Genomic DNA, 14,463 nt, shown 5'->3' with positions numbered 1-14,463 from the left:
AACCTCCTTAACCTCTGGTTTTAATCTGTGCGATCGGGATCGCTTTCGACGGGAAATACTTTGTTCCGGAACTTGCATTATTATTTGCAAGCTCCCAGTTTGAACCAGTTGATAACTGAGCATCCGTCGGGGAGACAAACGACGGGCGTTTGAAGCTGATTCCATACGGAGAAAAAATCTTTCTCTGGCGGGAATACAGGGTATCTTCGCCACCGTTGGTTTTCGGATTACGATCCATCTCATACGGATATTTTACGCCACAGTTTGTATATTCAATTGCACCCGCTCCCAGAACATACGTTGTATATACCGTTCCTGCCGGAAGGAGTTTTACATAATCTCCCTCTGCCGCATCCGGAATATCAGTCGAAACCGTTGCTTTCTTGATTTCACCCGTTCCTGTTCCGTCTGTGGTTACTTTCAGTGCGCCTGGATCCGTCTGTACTGCCTTAACATACTTCGCTTCGACTGCCTCTGTCGGCATATTATCATCAACCAGTACGGTTCTTCCGTTCAGTGTAGCCATCGTAAGATCTCTTTCAACGCCATCTTTGTCGGTATACTTCATATACGCCAGAAGCTTTAAGTTCTCCAGATCCGTCGCGATTTTGGAATGCATAATTGCCAAACTGAATTTCGCTTTATTGTCTCCCAGTGCCTTCTGAATTGCATTATTCAGAGTGATCTCCTTAAATCCGCACTCCGTTGCATTCTCCGATACGTCATAGGTATGAGCGGTAACAAACTTCACATTCTCGGTTCCAGTCATACCAAACACACCTTTCAGCGTTGCTAACAGTGTAGCCTGATCCACGTCATCCCAGTATTCCGCAACCTCTCCCGCTGCTGGAAGGAAATCTTCTCCGGTAATATCCGATGAAAAATCTTTCTCGGTCCATCCGTGAGCACGACCCACTACGATACGCCCCTGCGTGTACGTATCACGGGAATCCGACTTGATATCCGTCGAACCATCGTAGTTATCCGGTGTACCGCCGATACGTGCTTTAATCGGTACAGTAATATAGTTTCCTCCTGTCTGATCCGGGAGCATCGCTGCATACTGGCTTTTCTCAATAATTGCTCCAGATTTTAAAAGCTGGTTTCTGTTCAGATTCGGAACAGTATCTACATACCGCCCAAACACTTCGCCGTTGAAATTCTTTAAATCAAATAATGCCATTGCTTGTCCTTTCTACCTTATCGCGGTTTGTTGGTTTGTACAGTGCCGTCAGGCATTGATATAAGAGTCAATGTCAAGATCTGGGTTTTCATTCTTCATGCGCATGACCTCCGTCATCGTATATTTATGTCCGCCCGTCGGTTTATCCTTGTTGACAGGAACCGTAAATTTGGCACTGTTTGCCTGCGCTTTATCTACAAAAATTCCCGGCTTCTGTTTTCCCTCATCATCCGTTACCATTCCTTTGAAAATATCAGCAATAGATTTTCCTTTTGCCGAATCCTTGTCCAGTTCCGCTACAAGAGCATCCCGAAAATGATTTTCAGTAATGTCATTGAGAAAACAATACCGCTTTTCCCCTTTTTCATCCTTTGAGGCAAGAAACGAATTGACTGTCTTTTCTACCTCTACCTTACGGGCATCTTCTGCTCTGGCTTTCTTCTCATCTGCCAAGTCTGTGGTAAGCTTCTGAATCTGCCCTTTCAAATCATCTACATCCACATCTTTAAAGCCGTCTAATTTTCCCTGTACCTGTTCCAGCGATGTCTTATACTCATCTCTCTTTTTTACCGCCTGGTCATAATCTTCTTTTGTGCTGTAGTTTTCTTCCATCTTCTTTTTCAGATCTGCCTTTTTGTTTTCGGGAATTTCAATCCCTACTCCCTTAAGGATCTGTTCATAGTTCTCCATTCTCATCCTCCTTAACATTTAAACATATGGTACTGGACCGTCAGGGACTTGAACCCCGGACCATCCGGTTATGAGCCGGGTGCTCTAACCCACTGAGCTAACGGTCCGAAACCGGCACAGGCCGGTTAGCATTTTCTTTCATGTGCTATGCTTGGCACAACAGGGGGTACAAATGATAACGTATGTGCAACTTGCGTTGCAAGTGTGCGCCGGAAATTGCATCCGCTTTTCAACCTCTCCCCTAGCTGGGGATTTCTTTTAAGGGCGCACACAAACATGAAAGGAGTCTACCCAACATATAGAAAACGCAGAGTCTAAACCTGTAAGAATTTCTTACTCGTTCGGCTCTGCGTCATGCGTCTGGCTCTGCATATAAAAAACATTCCCTTTTACAATATCTACAATGCTCTGGTTTTTACATACCGGGCAAAATACTGGAAGATTTACCGCTTCCGTATCTGGCCGAATTTTTGTCCGGGTCTTGTTGCCGCATATTCTGCAGCATACCCATCCATTCTTTATCATTCTTCTCCCCTCCAACATACTGCCATTTTATCATGTTTTTCCCCAATCCATTCCCCCCACGTTTCACATCTCTACAATTACTTTTTATTGATTTCTGTCATCATATTCTTTTCGCATTCTGATATCGCCGCGCTGCTCCTCTGGCTTTAGCCGCCTGTTCCCTACTCCATCTGGCTATTTTTAAACGCTCCGAAAGGGGGCGCAGATTATTGTATTTGCAAAAGTCTTGATAGACTCTGTTTTGCTTTTGCAAGAGAAATGACTTTCGATCCAGCTCCTGTTGCAGAACAGCCCTTGCAGCTTCATCTTGGCATTTTTCAACTGCCACTTGCATCCCCATCACAGCGCGCTTTGTTTTTCGAACACGGCGCTCCAGCTCCCTTTGACGTTTTTCCAATTTTTCCATCCGGACATTATCCTCCGTCTGAATGTCTTCGTATGGATTATGAACACCATCCCCACAGCCAAAACTATGACGGCAGTTCCAACCGCACAGCCCTTCTCCTGTTCCGTACCCCGTTTGCGAAAACGGAGGAAAGCGTTTGTCTGTTCCACTCCTGCTATAAAACTGCCCCTGCCACCATAAATGATTTCCAGGATTCTGCCCTCCATCTCCGGTTCTGGCTCCAATATGTGCAGATACCAGAATGATATCCCAATTCATTTCTTCCATGCGTTTCAGCGATATATCTCCTGTTGCCTGCGCGATCCCGGTGCGAACTGCCCGCGCTGTCGCAGTTTCCAGCGTATCCGTATGCCCGCTTGGATATTTCACTGCCACTCCCGCAGAAGATATCGTTTCAACCGCTTCTTTCACTGCCTGAGTATACGCAACTGCACCGCTCATAACATGGTTATATGCTTTATCACATTCTGTTATATAGAGCCGTTGTGCTTCTTCTGCCGTCGTGCGGGTGTAATTTCTCCATTCACCCAACGATGCGTTCATATTCCGCTCCATCAGCCGAACCAACGCTGGAGACTCCCACAGTGGTACCGTAGACAGACCGGCAGCACTGTATATCAAATCATCCGCTTCCAGCGCTTTCACTCCCGCCTCTTCCATTGCCAAACGAATCTCTTGTATTTGCTTTCCTGTATACAGTGCAAGCTCCGCCGTTATATTCTCCAGCAACTCCCCAGCATCCTGCAAGATCTGGATCCGCCAGCGGTCCGCCGAAGTCAGCAGATATTTTTCTCCTCTGCCGATGCGCTCCATCATCCGCCCCACAATGGCTTGTACAATATAATCATGCAGCTCCGAAGCGATCTGTTCGCTTCCTTCCGCAATCGCCGCCAAATATGCCGGTCTAAGCATTGCCGCCCTCACTTCCTCTATTGCATCCTTTTACTCTTCCCCAAACAGCGTTGGTTCTTTTGGCTGTGCTTCCTCTACCATTGCTTTCGCATCCTCTTCGGACATTCCTTCAAATTTCTGGAAGTAGACCCATGCCGGCACTTTTCCTTGCATAACATACTGCCACCAGCGCGCCCGGTCCTCTTCACGATTGTAGGTTATGTCCCCGAAGTCATACGTCACTTCATACAGCCCAGCCGGTGCCAAGCCGTTCAGGTCCGCATACACACTCAATGCATAAATCGCACCATTCAAGCAGTCCTGGAGCTTGTCCCGCATATCTTTTATCAGCTGGATCGTCCGCCGGTCATCCGCCTCCACCTGCGTTGCCGTTACCATTCCTGTTTTCTCGTTGAATACGAAATATCCGTTGCTGTACCCGACTTTATAACCTATCTGGGACAGCAGGGCATTAATACCAGAAAGACGTTCTTCTGTGTTAAGCTGCGGATTGATTTCCTGGTAGAAATCCTTAGAATCTGAACCGAACACGTTTTTCACATAGTGCGGCAGCTTCATTTCCTCCCGCTGCTTTTCCAATTCAATCGCCGTTCTGCCCTTGATATTCATTCCATCCGGCATCATCAGGCGATCGTCTGCCAGCACAATTTTCTCACTGTCAAATATCTCCCCGGCATTCCGGCTGTACGCTACATCCAGATCGCGCAACTCCTCGATTGCTTCCACATACATTGGCAGTCCCATTGGAGAAGATAAATCGATGTTGTTTGCCTGCGGTGTACGGAACACGCCAAACATCGGGCCATCCAGCCGCTCCCCGTTTGCTTTCAATATTGGTGGTGTATCCTCCATCATATCCGCCCACTTGGTTTTTTCCAATGCAATCTTTTTCCCAATGTCATCTGCCGATTTGGAAACGTATGCTCGATTGCTGATATAATACGGACACACACGTTTTCCGTCCTGCCATACCTCTACAAAGCGATGATACTCAAGCCTTGTATAAAATTTATCCCCTTCCGTGTATGTATCACGGAAAACCAGTCCTTTAATGCTCTGATTATCATAATCTACCAGAATAACATCTTCCGGCGTAAATATATCCAGCCCTTCCCCGTTCGGCTTTACAAACAAGGTTCCGTAGGCACAGCCAAATTCAACCCAGTGACGAATCTGGAAATACACCTTATCAATCTGCTCTTGCAGCCAATTCGCCCGCGCGCTACCCTCAATCTGGATCCCGATTGCCAAGGTTGTCAGTCTGGCAGTCTCTGAACAAATTGACTTAGCAAAGTTCACAGTCCGGATTCTGTTATTTTTACTAAGCCACGGAGGTTTTCCAGCATAAATACCCGCGCAGCATTTCAGCTCCCGATTCATCTCCGGCGATACTACGGACTTAATCTTAAACTCATCCTCTGCCTGTTTCTTGAATATCATCCCTATCCACCTTTTTATTGTCTCTATTAATCCCATCTATTCTCACCCACAAACCGCTTATGCGCTGTTTCCTCTCCGGTTGAACAGCGGTTCATACGCATAACGCAGCGCCGAAATCGCATGATCATCCCTGTCCGGATAGCCGCTTATTATATTTCCTTCCTTATCCCGGTCATACTCATAACGGGTAATCTCTTTGTACGCGTTCGGCGTCCGGTTCGGATCAATGACAATTTTCTTTGTCTGTAAAAACTTAAATCCGTATTCAACACTGCCAGGCCCCTTCTCCGCCCCGCGGGCAGGAAGACCCGCGTCCCGGAAATCATTGATTGACTTCGGCTCGGCAGAATCACATATCATAACATAATCATCATACCCTTTTTTCTTAATCCATCCCGCTGTCTTGGCATTGCTCCACTTCGTCACATAGAGTTCGTCCAAAAGGTAGATTGTTTCCCTGGCAGCATCGTAGTACGTCCGCAGGTAACAAAACGAATCCGGGTACCATCCGAAGTCTACACCGCAGTAGAGCCGATCCATATGACTGATTTCTTCATCCGTGATTGCCCGCACCTCTACAAATTCGAACACGTTGCCTCCATTTCCGTTCGCATGACCCATATACTCATTTTCGTATGCATCTGGATTTACTTCTTTCAGATGCTCGGCGTCGTTCACAAACTGTTCGCCCAGCCATTCCGCCGGGACATCTTTGTAAGTGCTCCGGCAGACCAACGCCTCCGGATCCTTAAACTCCGCCTCCTCCACATACTGATTCGCCCAGTTTATTTTACTGCGCGGCGGGTTAAAGGATTTAAAGCGGTATGCCTCATCACCGCCTCGGATGGCGGACTGCTGAATACTTCTGACCTCTTCCGGTCCCGCAAACTGATCCAGCTCCTCCAGCCATAGAATACCGATATATCCAAACTCCGGCTTAATCGATTTAATTTTCAGCGGATCATCCGCCCCGCGGAAATATATCTTCTGACCAGTTGGTATATACGTGATTTCAAACGGGGATGTCTTAAACCGAAACTCCTCTTCCAATCCCAGCTTCGCGATCGCCCACTTCATCTGAGCGAACACAGAATCTTTTATCGTATTCCCCACCTTGCGGAGAATCAGCGCGTGCATACTTGGATGATTCTTTATCAGCTCTGGAATTATACACGAAATTCCCGAGGACTTGGTCGAACCACGCCCACCGGGAAGAATGTATTCTGTATGCTTTCCCCGCCGTACATCGCGAATCAATGGATGGAATACATCCGCAATCACATCCAAATCAATATGGTATTCCCCCGCCGCCCTGGCTTCCTCTTTTGCCTTGCGAAGCGCTTCCTGCTGCTCTTTGATGGATAACGCCTTTTCCAAATCATTCGCAGCCTTCAACCGGTCCGCCACGGAAAGATCCAGACCGAACTGGTCCTTCTCTTCCCCGCGCACCACTCTGCTCCGGAGCTCCTGGATCTCCTTCAGCGTACAGATACGGTCGGAATCTATTTTCTCCTGCCGCTCGGCTATATAGGCGGCTATCTGCGGCTTTTTCAGGTTCTCCGCTCCCATCGACCCCGCCGCCCGTTCCCTGTATCCTGCGTCCCGCGCCGCTGCAGAAGCATTCCCCCCATTCTCTATGTAATTATCCGCAAAAGCTTTCTGCTTCGGCGTCAGCTTCATCTATCCACCCTCTTCCATCGTACAGTCCCTTCTCCAGCTCAAGCCCAGCCCTCTAACTGTGTCCAAATTTCCCGAAGCGTCATGACAATCTCAATCTGCGATGCCGTCCGGATAATCTCATAGTCCTTCATCCTCCACTCTCCCCTCCGGTTCTCCTGCAGCACTGGCGTTGTCAGTGAATACATCGTGATCATACGGTTCTGGTCCTTGCTATGAAACTGGCTCGTCCCAATTTTCACTACTAAACCGGTTCGAACGAGAATAGCCCTCTGGAGCTTCCGCATCGCTGCATTCAGATTCATGTCTATCACTTCCCTTATTTCTGGCATTCTGCCATCATTTTATCATGTTGGAATAATAAGGGTTCTCTGCACATTTGAATTTTTGAAGCAAAAAAGAGCCGCTGCCAATCTCCCGGCAACGACTCTTTAAGCAATGTATACAAATTTTATTCTTCTTTATCCAGAGAGTTTCCCAATTCTCGCCATTTCAACCCGCAAGCGATGATTCAAATTATCAAGCACTCCGTTTTGAATCCAATGCTCTTTATCAATCATGTTTGCTATTCTTATGAGTTCTTCCAGTTCTTTCTTCCGCTCCTCGCATCTTTTTCTGTAGACATCCAACCACTCCCTTCTCATTCTCTTTCGCATTTCTTTTTACCTCCTTTTTTCGAAGAGCATATCATATCGAAAGCGCATTTTCTCCCTTCCATTAATCTACTTCACAAAAGAGCTACTACGTTAATTCTCCCCCTTATTATTCCACATTATCCTTGAAAAAACGTATTAACATTTCTTCGGTATTCTCGCATTCCGTTACTAATTCTTGGTATACATTTTTAACGTTGCCTTTAAAAAAATCATCTATATTATCTGCACAATACTCCTTTATTGTCAACTTTTGGACTATATCCTCCAATTTTTCCAGATGCAAAGTTAATGGTTCCATATATTTAAGTCTATATTTATCGGAATAAATTTTCACTTTTAATAGTGTTTTTGTTTTTAAAAACATATTCAATATTTTTACTTGTTTCCCATATAGAATATCCTTTTGAGCCTCATCTTTCAAACACTTAGCCAAATCTTCATCGCATACATAAACTTCTTCAGATAATATATCTAATTCGATAATACCGCTTATCACTTCCTCGCAAAACTTTTTCTTATTCTTTTTATCTTCTTTTTTATTTTCAAAATATACTGTCAATCTTACTACACCTAACGATGTGATTGCACCAATAAGCCCGCCAAAGTAATTTCCCCAAAAACTGATCCATTGGCTTTCCGTATTCACATTTATAATGTTAGGGGTCGTTAGTAAAATCACAAAGCCCGGAATTATTACTAAAACAATTTGTATTCCTATAAATGCCGTCAAAGCAATAATTATTTTCTTCCACAAATCATTGTACATTTCCAAATTCTCCTTGAATTTTTCACAAAAAGCAAAAGCTACCACCCAACTAGAAGATACCTGGTTAATTAAAGACCCTACATTAGTAACTGTGGGGGATTCCTTAGAATCTCCCCACAACTATTAGTGTAGAGCCCACATTAATTCGGCGTAGATCTGCGATGGCCATCTACCTTAGTACCATCTTTTCTTACATACGGTTTTACCACCACAATTTTTTTATTCTGCGCACCTCTAACACTGCTTTTTGTTTTAGCCATATCTCCGGCTCCTTTCTTGAAACCAGAGGTACTCCAACTGGCAAAAGTCCTCCACAAATCAGCTAATTTTTCTTAACAGGCTCCGGTCCCGGACCAACCCAAAACCGAAAAGCTCTCTTACCACGGTCTTTAGCGTAAATTCGCTGACCATCTTTGGTTGTCATCCATGCTCTAAAAATCCACATGAATATCGCCCTCCTTTCGCTATTTCCCCTTGCGAAAGAGCCTCCACCGTGTTATAATCAAATCGCTAAATAGGATTATAAACCAGTTGGACGGCGGAAACGTTTCCAATAAGAGCCAAGCATCTTTGGGTGCTTGGTTTTTTATTATGTAAATCTCCTTACCGCTTTATTATAGCATCTGCTAACCTTTTCAAAAAGTCACTTTTTCAAAAAAGTATCTTGGTTTTATCGAACATAATGCCCTTTACTACTAAATTAAATGTTTTGGTTCTCCTGCTGATGTATACTTTGCAATCTTTTCCTTTTCTTCTTCTCTAATCCTTTCTGCAAATTCTGTTATTTTATTGCAAATCCACATATATGCCGTTGTTCCTTCCGTATAATCCGCCTCAGCATACATATTAATTCTGCCCTCTACACGCATTTGTTCAACCTGCTTCATTGCCTTTTTATCTCCTTTTGGATAAATTGCAAATGTTGCACCATTGTTTTTATTTACTACTGAAAATGCTGGAATATCACTTGGTCCATCCGCAATATAAACCATATTTATAAAATGAACTCGTCGTAATTCTTCTGGAATTTTAGTATTTACCTTAACACCTTCTCGCCCATCTTTACTATTTACTCCTTTATTAATTTCAAACAACGCCCTGGTCTTGCTCGTATTATCTATTGTAAAGCCTATTTCAGAAATACAAGGAGCTCCTTGATTATCTTCTCCCTCAATTAGCTCACACCCCCATATGTGTTCTACATACGGCATTACCGAAGAGCCCTTTATAACCTGTGACATCCCCGTACTTACTATATAATGTTCGACTTTTATTCCATATTCCTGATAAATAGGATCCTTTTCTATTAAATCTTTTGTTGCTTGAAAAATTTCCGGAACTCCTGCATAAAATTTTAATTTTGATCCAAATTCCTTTAATTTTTCATTTGTAAGACCTTTGAATTTGCCCTCTTTTGCATATCGAATAAATTGATTCAAATAAATAGTATCTGGGTTTACTAAAACCCCTTGCTCGGTCATATATTTCTCAGGTAATTCATTTACTTCTTTCCAAAAATCATGTGCATTCACACCATAATGTTCGAAAATGGGATCTTGCATATATCCATCTACCAATGTTTTATCAAAGTCCCATACGATTGCAATAATATTTGCCATTATACCCCTCCCATCATACATATTTTTCTTTTATCATACATCAAAATAATACAAAAAGAAAGCGTCTGCTTCAAACAGAAACTGCTTTCTCCAGACCTACGCGAACCTCAGCTGCCCGCCCGCATCCTCGCCCAGACGATCCGCCCGGCAATTCGGCAGCCGCTTCGCTATGCATAACTCTTTCAGATTCGCCCGCACCAGCGCCGTAGGTATCGGCGGACACACAGCGTTTCCACAACGCCGCACCTGCTCCGCTCTCGGATAAGCCTTCCCGTCGCAATCCCGGTCGATGATGTAGTCATCCGGGAATCCCTGGCAGCCGTACAGCTCTTTCGGTTTCAACATCCGCAGTCCAATATCCACAATCTGGTACTCAGTGCCATATATGGTTACCAGTCCGAAGCGGTCCTGTGCTGTGATAGTATCAAGCGGCGCTTTTATGTTCTGTCCGGTACCGGCACCGTAATACTTCGTCAAAAACGCCCGCGCCTCTCCAAAATGCCCCGGAGAGGTCGTCACTGTATGTAATGGCTCCCTTATATCCTGCCCGGTGCCGCTCTTATAGAATTTGCTGATAAACGATGTAACAAGACCATATCTATTCGAACCGTCCACAGTCATAAGCAGATCTTGTATGCCTTGGCCGCGCGTTTCGTTTTGGTTGGTTTCAGAATGATACTGAATCAATACCGGTGCAGCCACAAAATTTCGATTTCCGGTTGTTATTGTCGGGAGCGGACTTCTTATATCTTTTCCAATATTATTTTCATTGTTGCACATAATACACGGCGCCAGCGTTGCCTCCACAAGTCGATTGTGATCGACCGTCGTAATAGTATCTATTGGATCGTTTACTCTACTCCCCGCGCCGGAATAGTTCCCGCCATATGCTTTGTCAATAATCGGGGCAAGTTTTGGCTCAACGACTCCAAAACCATGCTTTCCCGTAATTGTCGGCATTGGCTGCCGGATATCCCCCGGTTTACGTTCGCCGCCATGATTGCACTGGATCAAGAACGGTTCCGGGTTATCCAGAATGAATTTCTTGATTCCGCGAGCGATACGATCCATTGTCTTCTTTGCCAGCGGACGCACCGCCCGGATTCCATATTTCTCTTTAATTTCTTCGGCGCTATCAAAAATACTCGGACACGGGAGTGAAAAATCCAACTGTGTATACGCCCCCACATAAGGTTTCAGCAAGCCAGCTTTTACCTCCGGGCTGTCTGCCGGTCCGTGGGTACGTCGCGCCCATACGATCGGCTTGCCATCGCATCGCGCAATCAGGAAGAACCGTTTCCGCATGGTAGGAGCTCCATAATCTGCCGCCACCAATTCTCGAAACTGCACCTCATAGCCTAAATCAGTAAGCTGCTGAACAAATTTTCTAAATGTTAGCCCCTGCTTTGCCTTGATCGGATGCTTCCGACGCCCCAGCGGTCCCCACGTCTTAAACTCTTCGACATTCTCCAACATTATCACGCGCGGACGTACCAGTCCTGCCCAGCGGCAGGCAACCCACGCCAGACCGCGAATAAACTTGTCCTTTGGCTTCCCGCCCTTTGCTTTGCTGAAATGCTTACAATCTGGAGAAAACCACGCCAGCGCCACCGGATGCCCGCCACATACTTTGACCAGATCTACCTGCCACACATCCTCACAGTAATGCTTCGTGTACGGGTGGTTTGCCTTATGCATCTTGATCGCCTCTGGATCATGGTTGATCGCGATATCTACACAGTACCCTGTCGCTTCTTCGATGCCGGTGCTTGCCCCGCCGCCCCCAGCAAAGTTATCTACTATCAATTCTCCGTTAATCATCGTTGTTCCGTCTCCTCACTTCATAAAATCCGCCATACTCATTTGAACAGGTTGATTTTTCTCTTCTACCGCCCGCTTCTGTCTGATTTCTTCCAGCTCTTCCAGACGTTCCGGCTCCAGCCATTTGTCAGCTTGCATTTGGTCTACAGTCTGTAAATTCTCATAGCCAAAGGCGATCAGTTTCCTTTCCAGCTTCTCAATTCTTTTTGCTTGTGCCTGCTTCCGCCGTTCTTTCTTCCTCGTTTGCTCGGACTTTTGCAAATCTGATTCGTGATATACAGTGATTCCATTCTGGATATCCTGTAAATCCTGCATCAAATCCCGTGCTTCCGTCCTGGCTGCCCGAACATTGAGGACTTCTGCTTTTAGGCTCTTATCTATCAGGCGATAGAAGGCGTTATTCATTTCCCACTTCTCCAAGATCTCATCCCGTTGCACTTTTACGTACGCCCGGCAAATATCCAGGCTGACAGGCTTATCAAATACCTTCAATCCTTTTGTGATGGTCGTCCACTCTTCACCGTCAAACAAGGATAACTGCTCTCCTTCGCGTCGCCTGCCACTTTTTTTCAGGTCGTAATATACATTGCCTTTTTTCTTGTCCAGTTCTTTGCCAAGTATCGGACAAAAGCCATAGTTTCTTTCGCACCAGTGCGTGCACCGTTCAGGTCTATAGTTGATATGCCATTCTCTTGCGCGTTCGTTATAATATGCATGATTTCTGCACACCCGCCCATGACGTTTTTCGACCAGTTCCTTATATTTTCTTTTTTCTTCTTCCAGACGCTCGTCGTTCTTTTTCTCAACACTGGAGTCGTAATTATAATCATCCTTTGTTCGATGGCATACGCACCAGCACTGTATACACAGTCCGCCGCCTTGCATTCCATACAACTTCGGATCGTTTTGTGGACAATCTGGCTTGTCATACGGACATCTTATAACAGGGTTATCGTTTTCATGGCACCAGTCAATTCCAGCCGTTGACATGTTTCCAATCACATTTCTGCCCTTTACATACAAGCCGCAACCTGTTTTGTAGACAAAATTATCGCTATATCTACAGACGTATTCAAAACCTCCATAAATGTTCTCCAGTGGGCTTTTACCATAACATCCACCGGGCAGCCTAACCTTGTCTGTCGGGAAATTGTCCACGGTGTATCCTGCTGCCAGAAGGGCTTGTGTCAAAAAATTGTACTCCGCCACTTTTCCACCTTCTTTAAATCCCTTGGCAAGGACGCATCCCGAAAAAGTTTTCCATTTGCTCCCGCAGCTCCCCCGGCGTCTTGTCATATTCTTTTGCGATGCACTTTTCGCAACATGGGTATTTGTACGCCAGTGTCTTGGATATTCTGGCATCCCAGCTATTCAGGCGCGCACCACAGCTATTACACTCTTTATCTAACCACTTAACCCTCTTCATCTGCTATGTACTCCTCGCACGCATCTTCATCCCCCGCCGGACGCCAGTCGCAAAATTCGTCATACCAGCAGTTCCAGCACGCTCTGTTGCATTTTTCGTTCATGATTCATCGCCCTCCACACTGTTTCTTAATTTGAAAGCGGGGCGAACGCCAAGAGAGGCAGCAGCACCGGAGGTGTTCGCATTACCGCGGTTGTTGACATAGGAGAAGTAAGCAGCGGATTCTCTGACCTTGTTCATCAGCCAGTACCACTGCAAGTTCTCATCCTTAGTGCCATCGAACGTCATACGGTTTCTGCACTTCTTCATGGGCTTCCACTGTTTCACATACGGGCTTTCGTACTCACCGTAGTAGTTCTCTCCAAAAATCTCTTTCTCAGTCGGCAGACGGAGCAGGTCACCGTTGTCGAACGGAGCCATCATAGCCTTGAGTTCTGCCGGGAAGAGATTCAGAATCTCACCATTCAGCTTCTTACGCAGGTCACTCTCTTCGTAACCTCCTTCATTGGTACGGGTGCTGTTCATCGGGTACTCACCAGGCAGGCAATCAACCAGGCAGAAAATCACGCCGTCCTCTTCCTGCTGCATAGCCATAGCCTGCACCTTCACACCGTCCGTGAGTTTGACCTTGATAATATCTCCAACCTTAAAAGTATCAACGTCAGACTTAATCATTCTTTTTACTTTCATCTTCCAATTACCTCCAAATTTTAATAAAAGTCATCTGCATCATCCAAAAAGTCCTCATAAACTTCGCATCCATCACAGGTCTGCTCGTCACATTCTGGAATATAATTACAATATGGACATCTCATAACATCTCTCTATAACCTTTCCGAGACTTTCTTCGCAATGGCATCACAGGCCATATCCCAGCCTTTCGAGAAATCATCCGATGCATCGCATCCTCCGGTTTCTTTGATGATTTCCAAAACGTCTTTTTTGGAAATTGGCTCGTTTTTCAGAAGCTCCATAACCCGCTCATTTTCCTCTTTTGTGCCGCAGCGGATAATGATATCATAAGTCTCATCATGAGCACTCCACGTTCCATCGTTATTTGACATCAATACCATTTCATTACCTCCCCAGTCCATGTTTTAGAGCGCACATTGTACATACTGCTATCGCCCTTACCTGCTCCTGTCCCGATCTATACCAGCACGCCGCCCCGCATTCCGGGCACTTAACTATCTTCCAGCCTTTGCGCCCATTTGGCACGTTTGCCACTAGCGGCATCATAAGATAGCCACCAACTTCATCTGGTTTTCTTGGTGTTATCTTTATCTCCATCATTCCTTCCACCTCCCCAGCAGCCTCATATATCTGCTTATCTCTGCCAACG

The 14,463-nt window shown here is 45.6% G+C and carries 17 protein-coding genes and 1 tRNA gene; all 18 read right to left on the bottom strand.

All coding sequences use genetic code 11. The features are described from left to right. Positions 1–7 precede the first annotated feature (7 nt). Positions 8–1,183 (bottom strand): phage coat protein, encoded by a 1,176-nt coding sequence (locus DWZ76_RS11385; RefSeq protein WP_118472722.1) that lies wholly within the window; start codon positions 1,181–1,183, stop codon positions 8–10. Between the two features lie 48 nt (positions 1,184–1,231). Further along, the gene (locus DWZ76_RS11380) at positions 1,232–1,873 is read right to left on the bottom strand and encodes a hypothetical protein (protein ID WP_118472721.1); all 642 of its coding nucleotides are present in this window, start codon (positions 1,871–1,873) and stop codon (positions 1,232–1,234) included. A gap of 33 nt (positions 1,874–1,906) precedes the next feature. Continuing rightward, positions 1,907–1,980: transfer RNA gene (locus DWZ76_RS11375), tRNA-Ile, on the bottom strand. A 226-nt stretch (positions 1,981–2,206) separates the two neighbouring features. Further along, positions 2,207–2,398 (bottom strand): cysteine-rich KTR domain-containing protein, encoded by a 192-nt coding sequence (locus tag DWZ76_RS11370; RefSeq protein WP_118472720.1) that lies wholly within the window; start codon positions 2,396–2,398, stop codon positions 2,207–2,209. A gap of 100 nt (positions 2,399–2,498) precedes the next feature. Next, positions 2,499–3,716 carry a phage minor capsid protein gene (locus DWZ76_RS11365; protein ID WP_118472719.1) on the bottom strand — a complete coding sequence of 406 codons (1,218 nt, stop codon included), beginning with the start codon at positions 3,714–3,716 and terminating at the stop codon, positions 2,499–2,501. 30 nt (positions 3,717–3,746) lie between these two features. After that, complete coding sequence (locus DWZ76_RS11360; protein WP_243017824.1) at positions 3,747–5,156, bottom strand: hypothetical protein; 1,410 nt, start codon at positions 5,154–5,156, stop codon at positions 3,747–3,749. A gap of 57 nt (positions 5,157–5,213) precedes the next feature. After that, complete coding sequence (locus DWZ76_RS11355) at positions 5,214–6,836, bottom strand: PBSX family phage terminase large subunit (RefSeq protein ID WP_207663650.1); 1,623 nt, start codon at positions 6,834–6,836, stop codon at positions 5,214–5,216. A 38-nt stretch (positions 6,837–6,874) separates the two neighbouring features. Continuing rightward, positions 6,875–7,138 carry a hypothetical protein gene (locus DWZ76_RS11350; protein WP_118472717.1) on the bottom strand — a complete coding sequence of 88 codons (264 nt, stop codon included), beginning with the start codon at positions 7,136–7,138 and terminating at the stop codon, positions 6,875–6,877. 156 nt (positions 7,139–7,294) lie between these two features. Beyond that, complete coding sequence (locus DWZ76_RS11345) at positions 7,295–7,489, bottom strand: hypothetical protein (RefSeq protein WP_118472716.1); 195 nt, start codon at positions 7,487–7,489, stop codon at positions 7,295–7,297. 106 nt (positions 7,490–7,595) lie between these two features. Further along, positions 7,596–8,255, bottom strand: a complete 660-nt coding sequence (locus DWZ76_RS11340) for a hypothetical protein (RefSeq protein ID WP_118472715.1) — start codon at positions 8,253–8,255, stop codon at positions 7,596–7,598. Between the two features lie 322 nt (positions 8,256–8,577). Then, the gene (locus DWZ76_RS15415) at positions 8,578–8,700 is read right to left on the bottom strand and encodes a hypothetical protein (protein ID WP_279220591.1); all 123 of its coding nucleotides are present in this window, start codon (positions 8,698–8,700) and stop codon (positions 8,578–8,580) included. Positions 8,701–8,950: 250 nt separating this feature from the next. Continuing rightward, complete coding sequence (locus DWZ76_RS11335) at positions 8,951–9,874, bottom strand: HAD family hydrolase (RefSeq protein ID WP_118472714.1); 924 nt, start codon at positions 9,872–9,874, stop codon at positions 8,951–8,953. A 96-nt stretch (positions 9,875–9,970) separates the two neighbouring features. Next, a complete protein-coding gene (locus tag DWZ76_RS11330) occupies positions 9,971–11,695 on the bottom strand; it encodes a DNA cytosine methyltransferase (RefSeq protein WP_118472713.1) in 1,725 nt (574 codons plus the stop codon). Between the two features lie 15 nt (positions 11,696–11,710). Continuing rightward, positions 11,711–12,853 carry a sarcolemmal membrane-associated protein gene (locus DWZ76_RS11325; RefSeq protein ID WP_243017823.1) on the bottom strand — a complete coding sequence of 381 codons (1,143 nt, stop codon included), beginning with the start codon at positions 12,851–12,853 and terminating at the stop codon, positions 11,711–11,713. A gap of 64 nt (positions 12,854–12,917) precedes the next feature. Next, entirely contained in the window at positions 12,918–13,121 is a 204-nt protein-coding gene (locus DWZ76_RS11320) for a hypothetical protein (protein WP_118472711.1), read from the bottom strand. Positions 13,122–13,220: 99 nt separating this feature from the next. Next, positions 13,221–13,811 carry a DUF6273 domain-containing protein gene (locus tag DWZ76_RS11315; protein WP_118472710.1) on the bottom strand — a complete coding sequence of 197 codons (591 nt, stop codon included), beginning with the start codon at positions 13,809–13,811 and terminating at the stop codon, positions 13,221–13,223. 134 nt (positions 13,812–13,945) lie between these two features. Beyond that, entirely contained in the window at positions 13,946–14,194 is a 249-nt protein-coding gene (locus tag DWZ76_RS11310; protein WP_118472709.1) for a hypothetical protein, read from the bottom strand. Positions 14,195–14,198: 4 nt separating this feature from the next. Beyond that, positions 14,199–14,463: hypothetical protein (locus DWZ76_RS11305; RefSeq protein WP_243017822.1), on the bottom strand; the 265-nt coding region annotated here is incomplete at its 5' end.

Source organism: Clostridium sp. AF35-15 (assembly GCF_003477745.1).
GTDB classification, from domain to species: Bacteria; Bacillota; Clostridia; order Lachnospirales; family Lachnospiraceae; genus Otoolea; species Otoolea fessa.
The sequence above is the reverse complement of the archived record's forward strand: the minus strand, read 5'-3'. Positions and strand labels throughout refer to the sequence as shown.